19 protein-coding genes and 1 pseudogene are annotated in these 17,412 nt (G+C 66.9%); 9 read left to right on the forward strand and 11 right to left on the reverse strand.

The features are described 5' to 3' along the window. Nucleotides 1–123: 123 nt before the first annotated feature. The 9 genes from AS181_RS03175 to AS181_RS03210 form a co-directional block, all read right to left on the reverse strand. Nucleotides 124–906, reverse strand: coding sequence for a hypothetical protein (locus AS181_RS03175; RefSeq protein ID WP_058250153.1), 783 nt, complete (start codon nt 904–906; stop codon nt 124–126). 46 nt (nt 907–952) lie between these two features. Continuing rightward, nucleotides 953–1,636 (reverse strand): hypothetical protein, encoded by a 684-nt coding sequence (locus AS181_RS03180; protein WP_058250154.1) that lies wholly within the window; start codon nt 1,634–1,636, stop codon nt 953–955. A gap of 11 nt (nt 1,637–1,647) precedes the next feature. Then, nucleotides 1,648–1,863: a hypothetical protein gene (locus tag AS181_RS03185; protein ID WP_139114180.1), complete on the reverse strand. Its 216-nt coding sequence runs from the start codon at nt 1,861–1,863 to the stop codon at nt 1,648–1,650. Nucleotides 1,864–1,868: 5 nt separating this feature from the next. Beyond that, on the reverse strand, nt 1,869–2,186 hold the full coding sequence (locus AS181_RS03190) for a hypothetical protein (RefSeq protein ID WP_058250156.1): 318 nt from the start codon (nt 2,184–2,186) through the stop codon (nt 1,869–1,871). Nucleotides 2,187–2,300: 114 nt separating this feature from the next. Next, complete coding sequence (locus tag AS181_RS03195; RefSeq protein WP_058250157.1) at nt 2,301–2,540, reverse strand: hypothetical protein; 240 nt, start codon at nt 2,538–2,540, stop codon at nt 2,301–2,303. Nucleotides 2,541–2,722: 182 nt separating this feature from the next. Next, on the reverse strand, nt 2,723–2,917 hold the full coding sequence (locus AS181_RS24875) for a hypothetical protein (protein ID WP_139114181.1): 195 nt from the start codon (nt 2,915–2,917) through the stop codon (nt 2,723–2,725). After that, on the reverse strand, nt 2,914–3,498 hold the full coding sequence (locus AS181_RS03200) for a recombinase family protein (protein WP_058250158.1): 585 nt from the start codon (nt 3,496–3,498) through the stop codon (nt 2,914–2,916). The genes AS181_RS24875 and AS181_RS03200 overlap by 4 nt, the downstream gene beginning before the upstream one ends. A 144-nt stretch (nt 3,499–3,642) precedes the next feature. Then, the gene (locus AS181_RS03205) at nt 3,643–4,362 is read right to left on the reverse strand and encodes a hypothetical protein (protein WP_058250159.1); all 720 of its coding nucleotides are present in this window, start codon (nt 4,360–4,362) and stop codon (nt 3,643–3,645) included. After that, the gene (locus AS181_RS03210) at nt 4,359–4,805 is read right to left on the reverse strand and encodes a hypothetical protein (protein WP_139114182.1); all 447 of its coding nucleotides are present in this window, start codon (nt 4,803–4,805) and stop codon (nt 4,359–4,361) included. Before AS181_RS03210 ends, AS181_RS03205 begins: the two co-directional genes overlap by 4 nt. Before the next feature lie 1,055 nt (nt 4,806–5,860). Here AS181_RS03210 and AS181_RS03215 point away from each other — a divergent pair. Together AS181_RS03215 and AS181_RS03220 are read left to right on the forward strand one after the other, a co-directional pair. Beyond that, complete coding sequence (locus AS181_RS03215; protein WP_139114183.1) at nt 5,861–6,232, forward strand: excisionase family DNA-binding protein; 372 nt, start codon at nt 5,861–5,863, stop codon at nt 6,230–6,232. 150 nt (nt 6,233–6,382) lie between these two features. Further along, nucleotides 6,383–8,350 carry a YfjI family protein gene (locus AS181_RS03220; RefSeq protein ID WP_058250162.1) on the forward strand — a complete coding sequence of 656 codons (1,968 nt, stop codon included), beginning with the start codon at nt 6,383–6,385 and terminating at the stop codon, nt 8,348–8,350. Nucleotides 8,351–8,390: 40 nt separating this feature from the next. On the opposite strand, the gene AS181_RS03225 is transcribed toward AS181_RS03220, so the two are convergent. Continuing rightward, the gene (locus tag AS181_RS03225) at nt 8,391–9,866 is read right to left on the reverse strand and encodes a recombinase family protein (RefSeq protein ID WP_058250163.1); all 1,476 of its coding nucleotides are present in this window, start codon (nt 9,864–9,866) and stop codon (nt 8,391–8,393) included. A gap of 22 nt (nt 9,867–9,888) precedes the next feature. On the opposite strand from AS181_RS03225, the pseudogene AS181_RS03230 reads away from it, so the two are divergent. The 4 genes and pseudogenes from AS181_RS03230 to AS181_RS03245 form a co-directional block, all read left to right on the forward strand. Then, nucleotides 9,889–10,131, forward strand: a pseudogene (locus tag AS181_RS03230) (flavodoxin family protein); the annotation flags it as partial. A gap of 147 nt (nt 10,132–10,278) precedes the next feature. Then, nucleotides 10,279–11,673: an HNH endonuclease gene (locus tag AS181_RS03235; RefSeq protein WP_058250305.1), complete on the forward strand. Its 1,395-nt coding sequence runs from the start codon at nt 10,279–10,281 to the stop codon at nt 11,671–11,673. A 130-nt stretch (nt 11,674–11,803) separates the two neighbouring features. Next, on the forward strand, nt 11,804–13,129 hold the full coding sequence (gene nhaA, locus AS181_RS03240; protein WP_058250164.1) for a Na+/H+ antiporter NhaA: 1,326 nt from the start codon (nt 11,804–11,806) through the stop codon (nt 13,127–13,129). 22 nt (nt 13,130–13,151) lie between these two features. Beyond that, the gene (locus AS181_RS03245) at nt 13,152–14,189 is read left to right on the forward strand and encodes a potassium channel family protein (RefSeq protein ID WP_058250165.1); all 1,038 of its coding nucleotides are present in this window, start codon (nt 13,152–13,154) and stop codon (nt 14,187–14,189) included. 97 nt (nt 14,190–14,286) lie between these two features. Here the strand turns inward: AS181_RS03245 and AS181_RS03250 are convergent, their stop codons facing one another. Beyond that, complete coding sequence (locus AS181_RS03250; protein WP_058250166.1) at nt 14,287–14,661, reverse strand: HNH endonuclease; 375 nt, start codon at nt 14,659–14,661, stop codon at nt 14,287–14,289. A 108-nt stretch (nt 14,662–14,769) separates the two neighbouring features. Between AS181_RS03250 and AS181_RS03255 the strand changes: the two genes are divergently transcribed. The 3 genes from AS181_RS03255 to AS181_RS03265 are packed head-to-tail and all read left to right on the forward strand — an operon-like array spanning nt 14,770 to nt 17,356. After that, a complete protein-coding gene (locus AS181_RS03255) occupies nt 14,770–15,603 on the forward strand; it encodes a thymidylate synthase (RefSeq protein WP_058250167.1) in 834 nt (277 codons plus the stop codon). Then, nucleotides 15,600–16,127, forward strand: coding sequence for a dihydrofolate reductase (locus AS181_RS03260; RefSeq protein WP_058250168.1), 528 nt, complete (start codon nt 15,600–15,602; stop codon nt 16,125–16,127). Before AS181_RS03255 ends, AS181_RS03260 begins: the two co-directional genes overlap by 4 nt. Further along, the gene (locus AS181_RS03265) at nt 16,127–17,356 is read left to right on the forward strand and encodes a winged helix-turn-helix domain-containing protein (protein WP_058250169.1); all 1,230 of its coding nucleotides are present in this window, start codon (nt 16,127–16,129) and stop codon (nt 17,354–17,356) included. The genes AS181_RS03260 and AS181_RS03265 overlap by 1 nt, the downstream gene beginning before the upstream one ends. The last annotated feature ends 56 nt before the right edge of the window (nt 17,357–17,412 follow it).

Raw genomic sequence — 17,412 nt, forward strand, 5'->3', positions numbered from 1 at the left:
GCGGACGGGTGAGTCGGTGGTGGCCTGACGCTGATGAGGCCGGGTTCGGCGGCCCGCAGCCAGACCCGGACCCGGCCTCATCGTGGGCGGCGGAGAGGTTGACGCTCGCCCGCTGTCAGGTGGTCAGGTGAGCCAGGCGGTGGCCGCGGCGTGTTCGTATCCGATGACCACCGAGCGTTCGGCAATGGCGATGAAGCGGTTGTTGGTGGCGTCGATGGACTCGCGCACCTCGGGCACGTCGCGCCAGCCGTAGAGCGGGGAGGTGGCGACCAGGGCCTTGCCGAGGCCCTGGACGTACCCGCCGCCGAATACCCACATGTGTCCCATCGGGGTGCGCGGTGCGCTGCCCCCGGAGTAGATCAACAGATTCTCCGAGGCGGCGAGCGCGGCCCATTCGACGCTGGCGTGGATGACGCCGATGGTGTTGGTGCGGGCGAGCTGAGCCTCCAGGTGGCCGACCGCGCCGACGATGCCGGTGGGTTCGGGTCCGGGCGGGGCGTCGGCGATGAGGCGGGCAGCGAACTCGCGCTCCACCGCCACAGGTTCGATCAGGCGCAAGTTCTGCTGGACGCGGGCGCGCACCTCGTGCTGGCTGGGCGCGGTGAGGTCACATTCGTCGAAGGCCCACACGGTGAGCGCCTCGAACGGTTCGGTCTCGGGGTCGGGCCGGACACCGTCTTTCAGCTCGTCGCCCGGGTCGCCGCACCATTCCGCGCCCCAGATACCGAAAGCGTCTTCGCCGCCGAAGTTGTGGGGGCGCACCTGTACTCCGGAGGCAAGCCAGCGGGGCGCGCCGGCCTGGTCGGTCCAGGCGGTGGAGTAGTAGAGGCCTTGCGGGGACGGGTTGACCAGCGGTGCCTCGAAGCGGACCGGAGACAGGTCCGGGGTGCGGGCGGGAGCGGTCATCGTGAGATCTCCTGTTCGGTAGTGGGCGTCGTGGTGGTGGTGGTGTTCACGTCGTCGTCCCCGAGTCCGTGTCGATCCCCAGCTCCCGCAACGTGTCCTGAGCGCTCTGGGCGTCGTCTCGCCGGGGCGTGGTCGATGACGTGGTTCGCTGGGCGCGCCAGTATTCGGCCTTGTCGATGCGACGGCGGGTATCGAGGGCCGCACGGTCCAGATCGCGCAGCACGGTGAGCAGGGTGTCGGAGGCAATTTCTCCACCGCGCCGGTCGGTCGCCTGGTGGCCGAGGAGCTGTGCGAGGGAGTCGGTGTCGCGGCGGGCCAGCTCGACCAGAGGCGTGACCCACGATTCGTCGGTGAGCATGTCGGCAGTGATCGTGGGGACCGCGGTGCGGCAGACCGTGCGCAGGGCGTCGCGGGCGCGGTTGCGGTCGGCACCGATGAGACCCCGGAGCTTGGCGTCGGCGGTGAGTCCAGCGACGGTTGCACACAGCTCTCCCACAGCTCTGGCGACGGTCTCGACGTAGCCGATGTACCCGGTTGCGTGGGGCTGGGCGGCGATCCGCTGGGCCAACGGGCCACAGATGGCGGCGACCTCGGAGTCGAGGTGGAAGTTGCCGTCGAGGGTGACCGGCAGCCAGTGACGACGACGCTCACGCAAGCTGTCCTGGTCGAAGACGGGCATCGGCGAGGGTCGGCGTTCGGGACGGGGCTTGATGTAGCCGCTGATCGGCATGGTGGTGTCTCCTAAACAGTCTGGTGGGCAACAGGAGTCGGTGAAGGGCTGAGCACGGCGTGGGCTCGAACGAGGTCGAGATCCAGTACGTGCCGGGTCAGTTCGGCCAGGCCGGAGGTGTCCAGACGGCCCTCGGTGAAGGCTCGGGAGGTCAGCTGGCCGAGGAGTCGGTAGGCGTCGATGTCGATCGCCGGTCTCGACGGTGCGGTGGAAGATCGCCGGTTCATGGGGATCACACGGCCAGCGCTCGTCGAGGCTCACCGCGCTGTTGGCGGGCGGCGTCAGCCATTCGTGAGCATTCGTCGGCCAGGCCGATCAACGGCGATCCGTGCATCTGCACGACGACGAGATCTCCGCGCCGCCACAGCCTGTCCTGGGCTTCGTGAGCCTGCCAGAACCCGCACCGGGGGAGGAGAGCGCGAACCCGGCTCCACTGCACCATCTCGCCGTCCGAAGCGCCGAGATCGGCCAGGGCGGAGAGGATCGCGGTCTCGATCTCGTCGTCGGTGGGTCGGGATCGGGTGGTGGTGGTCTGGGTGGTCGTCGGCATCGCTGGTCTCCTCGGTGTGCGCGCGTCCAGGTGGGACACGGCGGTGGGTCGAGCATCGTGATCGATCCGGGTCTGTTGCTTCCGACGCCGAGGCTCGTCGGGCAACACATGGGGTTAGCTCATGGTCAGCGCCTCCTGGAGGGCATCGGCATCGGCGGGATCGAGGTGGCCGCGTTCGGCGTCGATGACTCGACGCACGCGGTGGAAGGCCAGCGCGGCACGGCAGCCGATGACGCGGGGGTCGTCGTCGGCTGCCCCACGGCCCACCAGGGCTGCCAACTTCGCCGACCACTGCGAGGCCGACAGGTCGGCGGAGGCCGGGAGATCGCCCTGGGCGGCGATGGTGGTCCTCATGGCCTACATACTGCACGCTGCGCACGTGCGACGCAACGGCGCAACGCCGGTAATTCGTTGTAGCGCAATGCTTCTCCGCGAAACTCGGTGTTGTGGCGAGTGGTCCGGGGAGATGCAAGCGGCCCCTCACCTGGGCTGCGGGCGCGACAGGTGAGGGGCCGTGACGAGGGTATAGCGGTCCTCTAGCCGGGATGGGTGCGGTGATAGTGGCGGGCGTAACTCCATTGCCCGAACTCGAAGTCGCCGAGTGGGGTTCGTGCCAGCACGTGTCTCACTGCCTGCATCCGGTGGTCGGGCTCGATCTGCTCGATCCGATGACGGGCGTCGTCCCAGCCGTCGCCGACCGTGCCGGGGGTCACCGCTGCTGGTGCGCTCATGCCGACATCGCCTCGGTGGTGGCGCGCAGCCGGGTGTTGTAGATCGTCGCCCGGCTCACGCCGAACTCCCGAGCCAACGCTGCCGCCGCCTCACCCTCACCCAGCCGCGCCACGACCTGCTGGGCCTGGGCATCGGTGAGCGAGGGCTTGCGTCCGGTGTAACGGCCCTCGGCCTTGGCGATGGCGATGCCCTCGCGCTGGCGCTCCAGGATCAGCGACCGCTCGAACTCGGCGACCGCGCCCATCACCGAGAGCATCAGCACCGAGCAGGGATCGGACTCGTCGCGGGTGAAGGTCATGCCCTCCTTGACGAATCGCACACTGATCCCGCGTTCGGTGAGTTCGTCGGTGATCCGACGCAGGTCCACCAGGGACCGGGCGAGCCGGTCCATTGAGTGGACCACCAGCTCGTCGCCCTCGCGCAGGTACTCCAGACACGCGGCCAGCTGCGGACGGTCGGTGTCCTTGCCCGAGGCGTGATCGATGAACGTCTTGTCGATGTCGATACCGTCCAACTGCCGGGCGGTGTTCTGGTCGGCGGTCGATACCCGCTGATACCCGATGATCTGGCCCTTGCTCATGATCGTGCTCCTCGCTGTCTCGTATGGGTCTAAGACCAAAATAGAAACGGCGACAACAAGATGCACCCGACCCTAGATAGCCGAGCGATGCCCGACAGTGAGGTGGTCAGGTGGGCTGTGCCCTAGATCGCCACGATCTCGCGTCTATCGACGATCGTCGAGATGCGCGGAGCTGGTGGAGATCTCGATCGAGGGCCTGGACCGCTTCAGCGATCGTTCCCAGCTCGGTCGGTTCGACGGTGAGTAGAACTGTCCCGGCGGGAGCTTGTGGGTGGTCTGCGAGGAGGTGACCCGCTCGACCTCGACCACCTCGGCGTCGATGACTTCGACCGGATCGGCATCAGGGTTCTCGACGGTCGATCCGTCGCCATCGGAGTTGTCCCACAGCGGATCTGACGGATCGACGTCGGCAAGGGGTACCTCGGGGTCAGGATCGACCTGTTCGGCGGTCTCCGTTGAGCTGAGAGCCGGGATCTCGGCGTCTGGCGTCGGCGATGCCTGGTCGATCTCCCACGGCTCGGGCGGATCGATCGCGTCGGCCCACCTCAGCTCATCGACCAAGGCTTGAGCTTTGGCGTCTCCGTAATAGCTGACCACGGTCTTGGCGACGAGTTGCTGAAGGTTCCACAGCCACGCGGGACCGTTCTCGGGATCGACCTCGGCGAACCGGGCCACCATGTGCTCGGCGATCTGACGATCGATGCCATCGGCGGTCAGCTCACCCACAGCCAATTGTCGGGCGGTGTCGAGGGTGTCGGAGACCTGGAGCAGTGTCTCGGGGTCCTGATCACCCTCGGCAATAACCCGCGCTAAGCCGGTGGCCTTGAGCATGGTGTCTTTGCGCTGCTGCTTGGTGTCAGTCACTCCACGACCTCTCCGTCGATCACGCCGGTCAGCTTCTGTTCCAGTTCGTCCAGGACTTCGGTGGTTGCCACAGCCACAGCCACCTGGTGGCGCTCAGGAGCGTGGAGCCCGTAGAGCTTGGCCAGCTCGGTGTCGTCGGCCAGCTGGGTACGCAGGAGCGAAGCGGTCGCCGAATGGTCACCCGAGCGCACTGCTTCGGCGAGCGCCTTGTTCGACGTGATCAGGCGAGAGCGTCGTCGCTCAAGGATCTCGGCCAGCGTGGTCTCCCCGTCGGGGATCTGGTTGCGTCGCCGCGCCGATGCGTATCCCTGCTGGGCTGCACCGACCGAGGTGTAGCCGACCTCGCGCATGATCTGACGCCAGCTCATCCCGAGCACGGCTCGCATGTAGAGCACCTTGTCCTGGCGCTCGTGGGCCGCGGCCAGGGGCATCCGATGTGGCATGCCTGAAACGTACCTGATGCGAGTGAATCCGAGAATGCCGAATATCTCGGGTAAAAGCGTTGTGGCAGTGCGCTATTGCCGCGTCCTGTCCTGCTATGGTCGGCGGTGAGAGGAACGACTTCCAGGTCGTGGTCAGCCCTCTCGCCGCACCGCTCGCTCGATGATCTCTCCTCGATGCATCGACGGGCGGTGCTTTCGTTGGCAAGGTCGCATCGAGTCGTGGCGCGTAGCTCTAGCGTCGGTCACCGTCCCACCGCCACCCGATCCGAGACAGTCGGTGAACTCTAGCCCGATCTAGCCCCGGTCTAGCCCGTCATCTAGCCCATGCCGCGATCATCGCGTATCGGCTGTTCAGGATCTGTTTTCGGCGTCGTCTCACGAGCGGGTCTAGCCCCTCTAGCCCGACGAGCCGAGTTTCGCCGAGTCCCTGGCCCCTTCACGTCGAATAGATAGATAGATCTTGAATTAGGAGCTGATGGGAAAAGTGCGAGAGGGGCTAGACCTACCCAGCTCGACGCGGAGGTGGGGGCTAGAGGGGCTAGACCTCCGCAGGTCAACACCTCGTTTCTGCCACCTGAACTGCGTATATGCGACCGTGGCTCCCGGGGCTAGACCGCGGGCTAGACCTGGGCTAGACCGGGCTAGAGTTCACCGAGGTTGTCGGATCGCCGCCGATCTCAGGGGGCTGTGGGACGGTGTCCTGCTCGGCGGGAAGCGGCTCGGGCCGCAGGTAGCTGACCAGAACGCCGACACAATCCCGATAAGCTCGGGATCTATTGTCCGACAACATCATAAGCCGTGTCGATCCTTGCCTCGAAGGTCTCAACCGTCATATGATCGGTCTCGAAGCCGCGCCAGCGACCCCCGTGTCCATCGGGAGCTGGTGCGCACATCGCCTGCGGGTACGGTCTGACCGAGAAGGCCAGCGCGCAGGACTGATGTCCCGTCGCCGCGCCGGGTGCCCTTTGGTGCCCACGTAGCTGACCCGAGGACGAATGGACCGTCCGGCTCGGGGATCGCTGCGGAACCTCCACTCGAGCATGGAGTTCCCGCAGATGTCTGCTCCTTCCATCGAATGCCGGTTCCTCTCCAGGGACGATGTCGCCCGTCGATTGGGTCTCAAAGACGGCGATACCGTCGTCAGGCTTCACCGCGAACAGGGCCTCCCGGCTCACCGCGTAGCACGTCGCCTTCTGTTCGACGCCGCCGAGGTAGACGCCTGGGTCCGTTCGCGATCGGGCAGCGGAACCACCACCGGCCCCGAGATCGCTTCTCCGCTGATCCCCGAATCCTGGGTGGCTGAGCAGGTCTCGAAGTTCGCGCCCGACGAGCTGCGGAGGGCGGCGGTTCTGCTGACCAGCCTCGCCTCGGCTGTCGAGAGCGCTCGGCCCGCACCCGAGGGCGCATCGGGCGGTGACTCGGCGTGAGCGGCGATCTGAGCGCCGGGAATCGGCGTCCGCTGACGCCGTGGTGAGTCTGCGGATGGCCTCGGAAACCAGCCTTGACAACGAGTTCGCCCGCCCGATGCCGAGAATCATCGAGCGGGCGGCGGACCCAGATACGAGAGATCACGACCAATGACCCTCAACACCGACAATAGCATCGCTGCCAACGGATTTGCCGATCAAAGCGGGCATGAGCAGAGCGCCTCCGCCGTGCGCGTACCTGCGAAGTGGTGGTCCGCTCGGCAGTTCGCCGACGTGCTCAGCTCCATCTCTGCCGACGCCATCGGATATGGAGAGATCGCGTTCGAAGCCCTGCACGAGTTCACGCGCGACCACACGCTCAGCGAGATCCGGTGGCGCAAGCTCAACGAAGCGTTCAAGCATCTGACCGGCGAAGATCTCGACAGCCTCGATCGGTCGCCGACCATCGATGACCTGGTTGTCGTGCCCGCGGCAATCGCTGAGGAGTTCACCGACCGGCGACTGTTCCGAGACGATGTCGTTGCCTACGCCGCCGAGCACGGTCTGGACGACCCGCACGAGATCGCCGACCGCATCGCCCGCGACTGCGGCGCACAGCGGGAGATCAAGCGGCAGAGAGTCCGCGCGCTGTTCGACTCTGATCCCGTGCGATTCGATGTGGGCAGGGTTGCCCCGTTCCCGATGCACGCCCTCCCACCGGTCCTCGCTGACATGGCACACGCGGTCGCCGACGAACTCGACATCGACGTCTCGATGTGCGCCCCGATGGCACTCGGGGCGGTCTCAGGTGCTCTGTGCGGGCGTGTGAACGTAGCGGTCAACGATGGCAACTGGATCGAGTCCGGGGTCGCCTACATCGTGATCGTGGACGAGTCCGGCGGGCGTAAGAGTCCCGCGTTCAAGCTGATGCTGTCTGGTCCGCTGCGTGATGCAGAGACCCGACTGATCGATCGTCACAACGACGTTGCGATCGAAACAGTGAGCGCTGGACTGGCAGGTCCGGTAGCGGGCTGTGAGTCGGATGCCGTGGACGCCGAAGCCCTGTCGGTGGTCTGTGATGACGACGAGGAGCCTCGGGGTCCCGCACCGCGCCTTGTCGCCTCCGATGTCACCACCGAAGCCCTGTCGATGCTGCTCGATGCCCAGGGGGAACGAATGATCGTGGCCGACGCCGAGGGTGACGTGTTCGAGATGCTCGCTGGCAGGTACAGCGACAGGCCACCGGTGACGCTGTTCTTGAGCGGGTATTCGGGCGAGAGTTGGTCCTCCGACCGTGCAGGCCGAGGTTCCATCCGGCTTGATCAGCCCGCCATCACGATGTGTGTCGCTACCCAGCCGATCGTGGCGTCGGAGGCGGTGAGCAACGACCGGCTGATGGGTAAGGGGCTTCTCGCGCGCATCGAGTTCGCCTACCCCGAGTCCATGCGGTCGCGGTACCGGCGTGGTGTTCGGTCTGATGAAGCGCCGGTTTCCCGGCGCGTCAAGCACGCCTACGACGAAACCGTCATCGGTCTGGCCCTCGGGCTGCACGCCGAGGACCGACACACCGCCAGGATGACCGAGGGTGCCCAGGTCCGTATGAGATCTGTCGCCAATCGGATCAAGGCCCGCCGCTTCGACCGGGACGGCGATCTCGGCGGCAACCCGATCCTCGACCAGTGGGCGGCGAAGTCCGCTGGACGCATCGCGCGGCGCGCTCTGCATCTGCACATGGCTGAGCACGGCCCGAGCGGTTGGGGGGTGCTTATCGAATCAGACGCTGTGGAACGCGCGATCGAGATCGAGGAGTGGTACATCGCCAACGCCAAGCAGGTGCTCGGGCTGGCGTCCACCGCGAGCACGGACCGACGCAAGGCCGACATCAAGGTCGCAGACGCCAAAGCGGTTCTGACTTGGCTGATCCGCCAGCACGACGCCGAGCCCTACGCACCGATCTTGGTGTCCAAGTACACCTCCCACGGCCCGAAGAAACTGCGGAGGGCCAGCGTCCGCGACGCGGTGTTCGACTTGCTGATCGATCTGAAGTACATCGTGCGAACCAAGGTCGGCGACGCTCAGGCGCTCTATCTGAACCCTAGTGCCGCCGATGAGGGGTACAACCAGGCCGAGATCGACTGAAAGCGCCGGAGATTGGCTCTCAGCGCCGGGAATCAACGGGTCAAGGCTGCGAGACGATCCCGGTGGAGTGCGAAGGCGTGACCGGGGTGATGGTGATGCCCTCGGTGGGTGCGTGCCAGCGGTGCCCGACTCGATCGACGGTGATCGTCATCGTCGCGCGGATGAACTCGCGGCGGGACTCCAGGGGCAGTTCACGCCACGTGGTCACCGGATCGGGTGCGGTCGCCAACTCGCGCACCACGGGATCGGTGAAGACCGGTGCGGTCTCGGCTTCCATCTCGGCGATCTGAGCCTCGAGTCGGGTCGCCACCCGCGCCCCGGTCCCTGCGGGCATCCGGCCCTCGGCGATCTCGTTCTCCACGTCTTCCAGTCGCTGGCGCAATTCAGCGAGACGCGCCGGGGCCGTCGGATCGGTCGCCGGTTCCTCGGCGAGCGCGGTCAGCGATTCGGGGCTGGTCAGTACGCCCTCGACCACCGAGTTGATCACCGCGTCGATCGCGGCCATGTTGCGGCCTACGCAGTGGGTCTTGCACTGGTAGACCTCGTAGTTGCTGCCGTCCTTGCGCCGACCGCTGCGGGCACGCCACAGGTGATCACCGCAGACCGCACACCGGGCGATGCCCGAAAGCAGGTATTTAACCGGCGCTCCCCGCGGCCCGGTCCTGCGGCCCGCGAACAGTGCCACGAGGTCGTGGTGCTGTTCGTCGGTAAGGATCGGTTCCCACGTGCCCTTGCTGTGGATCTCCTGCGGCCCTCGCTTCCCGTTCGCGGTGGTGCTATTGGTCCGGTACCCGGCATAGGTCGCGTTGGTGAGGATTCGGCGCAGCTTCGCGGAGTTCCAGCCCAGCGGATCCTGGGTCTCGATCCATCGCACTACCGATCCGAATGACTGCCCAGCGAGGACCCGACGCGCGGCCTCCTGGATCAGCGGTGCGCGGTCGGGGTCGGGGGTCCGACCCACCGACTTGCCGGTCTCAGGGTCGCGGATGATCTTGTAGCCGTAGGGGACGCGACCGTGCGGTCTGCCCTGAGCCAAGTTCTCGCGGTGGGCGCGCTTGATTCGCTTTCGGATGTCCTCGGCCTCGCGCTCGGCGATCAGCGCGTCGAGTCCGGTGGTGAACCGGTCGTCGCCGTCATCGAGGTCGAACAGCTTTCCGCTGTACGAGAGCATCACCCCTCGATCAGTGCAGAGGCGGCGCAGATCGACATAGTGCTCCATCGACCGTCCCGCGCGTGACGGTTCCCAGACCACGAGCACATCTCCGGGGTGCAGCACTTCGTTCAGGCGGGCGTACTGGGGCCGGTCCTTGGTCGCGAATCGGGTAGCCGAGCGGTCGTTGTCGGTGAGCACGTCGGCGACCGGCCAGCCGTTCCGATCGCACACGACCCGACACTCGGCCTCCTGCTCGGCAACCGAGCGCCCGCTCGCGAGATCGCGGGAGACGCGGGTGTAGATCACGGCGCGGGTCGGCGAGCGCCGAGGTTCGTGGACGTGGCTGCTCGGGGCGGTGCTCATAGTAGGGGAGTATATGACAAATAAACACGCGTTCGACGTGAGCTACTACCAGATCCTCGACTCGACTCAGGGTCGGCCGTTCGGGCTGTACCTGCATGGCAACCAGGGCACCGAAGGGGCTGTGCGAGCGGTCGATTCGATCACCGCCGGGCTCGGCTGGACCAAGGCTGCCGAGCACGTCATCGTCTCCGACGCCCCGGGCAAGGACGACCGCGAAGCGTGCTGGGAACTCGGCGCGACGGTGGCGGCGGGGTTGATGGGGTAGCTCGCGAGTCCGCGGAACACTCTGAACCCTGGGTTGAGGCTCGAGGATTGTCGGTGCCTGGCGATACCTTGGTGCTGTACTTCTCATTCGGTTCAGGGGGTTGCGGTGGGGGTCAGTGCTTTTCGTTGCGGTGGGGATGTGTCGTCGATGTTCGACGGTGCGGATCCGGCGTCGTTGTCTGATGAGGTGCTCGAGGGTCGGGTGGTGGGGTATGCCGCTCAGATCACGGCGCTGACAGCGGATTTCCTTGAACTGGTGGCGGAACTGGATGGGCGGGAGTCGTGGCGGGGGCCGGGGATTCATTCGCTGGCGCACTGGTTGTCGTGGAAGGCCGGCATCGCACCGCGAACGGCGCATGAGCAGGTGAGGGTCGCCAAGGCGATACGAGAATTGCCGGTGATCCGCACGGCGTTTCGCGAAGGTCGGCTGTCGTATTCGAAGGTTCGGGCCCTGACACGGGTGGCCACGCCGGAGCGTGAGGCGGAGTTGGTGAATCTGGCGTTGTCGACGACGGCGAGTCAGTTGGATCGGGCGGTGCGGGCGATGGGCCAGATCGACCGTAATCGGGGCGTCGAGGAGGAACGCCGGCCGCCGGTGGAGTCGACCGGGCGGTGGAAGTGGAATGCGGATGGGTCGTTGTCGGTGTCGTTGCGGTTGAGTCCGTTGGATGGTGCGCGGTTCCTTGCTGGGTCGGTGCGGGCGGAGTATGAACGCACCCGGACCTGCGACGATCCGGATCTGCCTACCGCAGGGAGTGTTCCGCGGAACACTGAATCAGGTTCAGAATCCGAGAATTCGGAGGTGGTTCCGTCTCGGCGTCGGGATCTGTGGCGGCAGGTGCCGTCGAATGTGGCGCCGGCGGTGGTGGCGATGGCCGACATGGTGCACGAGGGGATCGCGATGCCCGATCTTGCTCCGGGTGCGGAGATCTTGATCCATGCCGGTGAGGGGGTGGAGTCGGCTCATCTCGATGATGGTCCGGCGTTGTCGGAGGTCGAGGTGGCCGAAGCCCGGTGCGGGGCGTCGACGCGGGATGTGGTGAGCCGCGGAATGCCTGGGCGGCCGGGAAAGTTGGCGTTGTTGGGGGTGGGGCGTCGGAAGCGGGCGCCGAACAAGGCGTTGGTGCGGGCGTTGTTCGTGCGGGATCGGTGTTGTCAGGTGCCGGGGTGTGGGCGGACGCGTCATCTGCATGCCCATCATGTGGTGTTCTGGTCGGCGGGTGGGCGGACCGATCCGGACAATCTGATCTTGTTGTGTGGGTCGTGTCATCGGTCGTTGCATCGGGGTGAGTTCTCGATCACCGCACATGGTGAGCAACGGTTCACCTTTCATCGTCCGGACGGTTCGGAGATCGAGGCGGCGCCCCCAACCGAGAGACCGGTTGGGTGGCGGCCGAACGCCCGGATAGACGCAGACGCGACCATCCCGGTCGGCGGTGGTCGGATGGACCTGGGTTACACCACCGAGGTGCTCTACGCCGTGTGGGAGTGGAAGGCACGCAACGCAACTCGCTCCGATCCCGCCGTGCAGAGGGCCGCGTAGGCGCCTAGCTGTTAGACTGACACGCGGTGTGCCGGGAAGTCTGGTCGGCTGCGCGTTGACGGTGAGCCCTGCACGAGGGGGCGGCCACGACGCGTACGTAGCCCACCCGACGAAGGACTCCGTACGCACCATGACTGACACCGACTCACGTCGGGCCACCCCGACGCTCTTCTCGCGCGGCTCCTGGCCCGAAGCTTCCCGCATCGCCGACATCTTCCGGCGCGAAACCATCGGCGGCATGCTGCTGCTCGTCGCCGCGGTCGTAGCCCTTGTATGGGCCAACTCGCCATGGTCGGCCGCCTACTTCGGCCTCGGTGACATCCATGTGGGGTCCGACGCGCTCGGTCTGCACCTTGATCTCTCCCTGGCCACCTGGGCGGCGGACGGTCTGCTCGCCATCTTCTTCTTCGTCGTCGGACTGGAGCTGAAACGCGAGTTCGTCGCCGGCGACCTCCGCGACCCCGCGCGGGCCGCGCTGCCCATCGCCGCGGCGGTCGGTGGAATGGCTGTTCCCGCACTCATCTTCGTCGCGATCACCATGCGGGCGGGGGATGGAGCCGTGCAGGGCTGGGCCATTCCCACCGCCACCGACATCGCCTTCGCGGTCGCGGTGCTGGCCGTGATCTCGACGCATCTGCCCGCCGCACTGCGTACCTTCCTGCTCACCCTGGCCGTCGTGGACGACCTGCTGGCCATCACGGTGATCGCGGTGTTCTACACCGACTCCATCAACGGCACCGCGCTGGCCCTGGCCCTGATCCCACTCGCGGCGTTCGCCCTCCTCGTGCAGCGGCGGATCACTTCGTGGTGGCTCCTGCTGCCACTGGCCGCGCTCACGTGGGCGTTCGTCCATGAGTCCGGCGTCCACGCCACCGTCGCCGGCGTCATCCTCGGCTTCACGGTCCCGGTGCTCCGTCGGACCGAGAGCGACCAGACTGATACCCGGCATTGCCTGGCAGAGCATTTCGAACACAGAATCCGACCCATCTCGGCCGGCTTCGCCATCCCGGTGTTCGCCTTCTTCGCCGCCGGCGTCACGATCGGCGGATTGAGCGGGCTGGGCGAGGCGCTCACCAGTCCTGTTGCGCTGGGCATCATCTTCGGTCTGGTGGCCGGCAAGACGGCCGGCATAGTCGGCACCACCGCAATGCTGGCCAGGTTCACGCGGGCCACCCTCGACGCCAGCATCCGATGGATCGACGTCACCGGTGTCGCGATGCTCGCCGGCATCGGGTTCACGGTCTCCCTGCTCATCGGGGACCTGGCGTATGACCCGGACTCCCAACGCGCCGAGTACGTCAAGATCGGTGTCCTGGTCGGCTCGCTGACCGCCGCCTCGGCCGCAGCGGTGATCTTGCGGATGCGCAACCGGCACTATCGAAGGATCGCCGAAGAGGAGATGCGCGACGACGACCACGACGGCATCCCGGACGTGTATCAACAACAAGAACGGTGAGAGCGCAAACTGGGGGAAGGGCATGTTCCTGAGCCGGCGGCCCAAGGGCGAGGAGAACCTCGCGGTCGGCGTGATCACCGTCCCCGAGCGCGCGCAGAACCCGTTGCGCGCCATCGGACGGCGGGTTGCCATCGCGGTCACCGTCATCTGCATCGCCGCGTTCGTGGTCTACCTCGACCGAGACGGGTACACCAACTCCACGGACGAACCGCTCACGCTGCTCGACAGCTTCTACTACGTCACGGTGTCACTGTCGACGACCGGTTACGGCGACATCGCGCCGATCACCGCCGAGGCCCGGGCCATCAACGTCTTCGTGATCACGCCGCTCCGGGTGTTGTTCCTGGTCGTGCTGATCGGGACCACCCTCGAGGTCCTGACGGAGCGTTCCCGGCAGGCCTTGCGTATCCAGCGGTGGCGGCAGCAGCTCCGTGACCACCATGTCATCGTCGGTTTCGGCACAAAGGGACGCAGCGCCGCCCACGCGCTGCTCGATGCCGGTGTCGACCGATCGCAGATCGTCGTGGTCGACTCGGAACCGGAACCGCTCGAGGCGGCCGAAGCGCTCGGCGTGGTGGCCGTACGAGGTGACGCCACACGGCGGGAGGTGCTGGCCCTTGCCAAGGTCGACGACGCGCGCACCGTGTTGATCGGTGCCCACCGAGACGCCACCGCGGTCCTCATCACGCTGACCGCACGGCAACTCAACCCCTCCGCGAGAATCGTCACCGCGGCCCGTGATGCGGACAACGCCGCCCTGTTACGGAGATCCGGAGCGGACTCGGTCGTCGTCTCGGCAGCGACCGCCGGGCGGCTCATGGGCATCGCGACACGGACTCCGCACGTCGTCGACGTCATCGAGGATCTGCTCACCCCGGCCACCGGACTGGCCATCCGCGAGCGCGCCGTCACCTCCGGCGAGATCGGACGAGAGCCGCAGGACCTGCCGGACGACGTGATCGGGATCGTCCGTGACGGCACGCTGAGTCGCACCCTCGAATCGCCGGGACCGCTGCGCAGCACGGACAAACTGATCATCGCCCGCAACTCGGCGCAGTGACCGCGGTGACTCGGTGAGAACCGCGGCGTGATCCGACGTTTGATGTCGTCACCGGTCCTCACCCGGACGAGTACGACGCGCAGCGCGAGCCGGCTGATCACTCGTCCTGGCCGGCGGCCGGGTCGACGGCGGCGGCGAGCGCGCGGCTCACCTCGAATTGCCGGACCAGGAACGCCTTCTCGTCCAGCTTCTTCCGCCGCATCCACGTCGTGACCTCGGAGTTGCACTTGCTCGCATTGCACGAACCGCAGCACGGCACGACGTTGGCGACGGTGTACCGGCCGCCGCGGGAGATGGCCAGCATGCAGTCGCGCTGGAGGGCGACGCCCACCGCGCCGCAATACGCGCACCCACCCCAGGCCTCCTGCAGCGCGAGCCACTGGGCGTCGGTGAGGTCGTTGTCGCGGGCGGCGACACGCTTGCGACGACGCTTCGCGTACCGATTGGCGCGGGTGGTGCTGCGGGTGGCCACGGGAGGAGCCTACCGCTCGGATCACACGTGTCACAGCCGTCACAGGCCGAGTCGGGGCCGTGTCGTGCGCCCGGCGGTGCGACTACTGCTTTGCCTAGACTGGCACCCGTGAGCACGGCCATCCGCGACATGTCATCGACCGGGACCATCCCGACTCCGTACGAGGACCTGCTGAACCTCGTCATGGAGACCGGGACGCCGAAGGCCGACCGCACCGGGACCGGGACGCGCAGCCTCTTCGGCAGGCAATTGCGCTACGACCTCGCCGAGGGTTTCCCGCTGATCACCACCAAGAAGGTGCATCTGAAGTCGATCGTCTACGAGTTGCTGTGGTTCCTGCGCGGCGACTCCAACGTCCGATGGCTGCAGGAGCGCGGGGTCTCGATCTGGGACGAGTGGGCCGACGAGAACGGTGAACTCGGACCCGTCTACGGCGTGCAATGGCGGAGCTGGCCGACGCCGTCCGGCGAGCACATCGACCAGATCGCGGCCGCCCTCGACCTGCTCAAGACCAACCCCGATTCGCGCCGGAACATCGTGTCCGCATGGAACGTGGGGGAGATCCCGCAGATGGCACTGCCGCCCTGCCACGCGTTCTTTCAGTTCTATGTCGCCGACGGCAAACTGTCGTGCCAGCTGTACCAGCGCAGCGCCGACCTGTTCCTCGGCGTGCCGTTCAACATCGCATCGTATGCGCTGCTGACGCACATGATGGCCCAGCAGGCGGGCCTCGAGGTCGGCGAGTTCGTGTGGACCGGCGGCGACTGCCACATCTACGACAACCATGTCGAGCAGGTGACGTTGCAACTGTCACGCGACCCGTACCCATATCCGAAACTCGAACTGCGCAAGCGGGATTCGATCTTCGACTACGAGTACGACGACATCGCCATCGTCGACTACCGGTCCCATCCCGGGATCAAAGCCCCGGTGGCGGTGTGACGTCCGACCTCGCGGGGGAGGGCTCGCGTGAGGTGCGCCTGGTCTGGGCGCAGGGACGCGGCGGGGCGATCGGCCGGGACAACACGATCCCGTGGCGGGTCCCCGAAGATGTGGCGCGGTTCAAGGAACTGACGGTCGGGCACCCGGTTGTCATGGGCCGCAAGACATGGGATTCGCTGCCGCCGCGATTTCAGCCGCTGCCCGGTCGCGCCAATGTGGTCGTCACCCGCGACGCGAGCTGGTCGGCCGACGGCGCGTCGGTCGCGGGATCGGTCGCCGAGGCGCTCGAGCTGGCCGGTGGCGAACGGGTCGGAATCATCGGCGGCGGCGAGATCTACCGCTTGGCAATGGAATTCGCCACCGAACTGTGTGTCACGGAGATCGACGTCGAGGTCGACGGCGCCGACGCGTTTGCCCCGGAGATCACCGACGAGTGGGCTTTGGCACATCGCGGTGAGTGGCAGACCTCGACGAGCGGCATCGGGTATCGCTTCGTCGACTATCGGCGCGCTCGGCAGGGCTGATGGCGCCGGATCGTCTCTCGATCGCGCAGGCGCGTCGAATCGCGCTCGCCGCACAGGGTTTCACCGACCGCCGGCCCGCCGCCGCGCCCACCATGGCACACCTGAAGCGCGTCGTCGGCCGGACGCGGCTGCTGCAGATGGACTCGGTCAACATCGCCGCGCGTGCGCACTTCATGCCGCTGTTCTCTCGCCTGGGTGCCTACGATCCCGACCTGTTGCACCGCGCCGCGTGGCAGCCGGGGCGCGGTCGACGGCTGCTCGTCGAGTACTGGGCCCACGAAGCCGCGCTGATCCCGGTGTCCGACTGGCCCCTCTTCCGATGGCGGATGGACGAATTCGCCGAAGGCCGGTATCGACACACGCGAGAGGTGATGCGGCGCAACCGGTCGCTGGTCGGCGATGTCCGGGCGGTGATCGAGAACGCGGGCGCGACCACGCCCCGCGCCATCGAAGCGGAACTGGGCATCGAACGTGAACCCGGTGCAGCCGGGAGCTGGTGGCAGCGCGGTGAGGTCAAGCACCTGTGCGAGGCCATGTTCGCCGCCGGTGACCTGTCGGCGGTCCGCAACGGGAACTTCGTGCGGCACTACGACCTCACCGAACGGATTGTCGGCGCGGACATCGTCGCGCTGCGACCCGACCGTGGGCAGGCGCACCGTGAACTCGTCAGCCGTGCCGCCCAGGCGCTGGGTGTCGCCACCGTGGCCGATCTGGCCGACTACTACCGGCTGCGGCCGGCCGACGCGCGGCCCGCGGTCGCCGAACTCGTCGAGGACGGTGTGCTGCAGGAGATCTCCGTGGACGGCTGGCGCGACCCGGCCTACCTGGCCGCCGGCGCGGTTATCCCGCGGCGCGTCGACGCCTCGGCGATCCTGTCGCCGTTCGACCCGCTCGTGTTCTTCCGCCCCCGCGCCGAACGACTCTTCGGCTTCCACTACCGCATCGAGATCTATGTGCCCGAACACAAACGCGTGCACGGCTATTACGTGCTGCCGTATCTGCTGGGCACCGACATCGCCGCGCGCGTGGACCTGAAGGCCGACCGCAAGAACCGCACCCTGCAGGTGCTCGGGGCCTACTGCGAGCCGGGTCGTTCCCGGGGCCTCGTCGCCGAACGGCTGTCCGCGGATCTGCGGAGCTTCGCCGGCTGGCAGGACCTCGACGATGTCGTCGTGTCGGGACGCGGCGACCTGGCGCCCGACCTGCAACAGTTGCTGCACGTCGCGTGACCCACACCGGGTGATGCAATGCTGAGGATCGAAAGTTCACGACAGCGATGGGAGAC

Source organism: Gordonia sp. SGD-V-85, from assembly GCF_001456905.1.
Classification (GTDB): domain Bacteria; phylum Actinomycetota; class Actinomycetes; order Mycobacteriales; family Mycobacteriaceae; genus Gordonia; species Gordonia hongkongensis.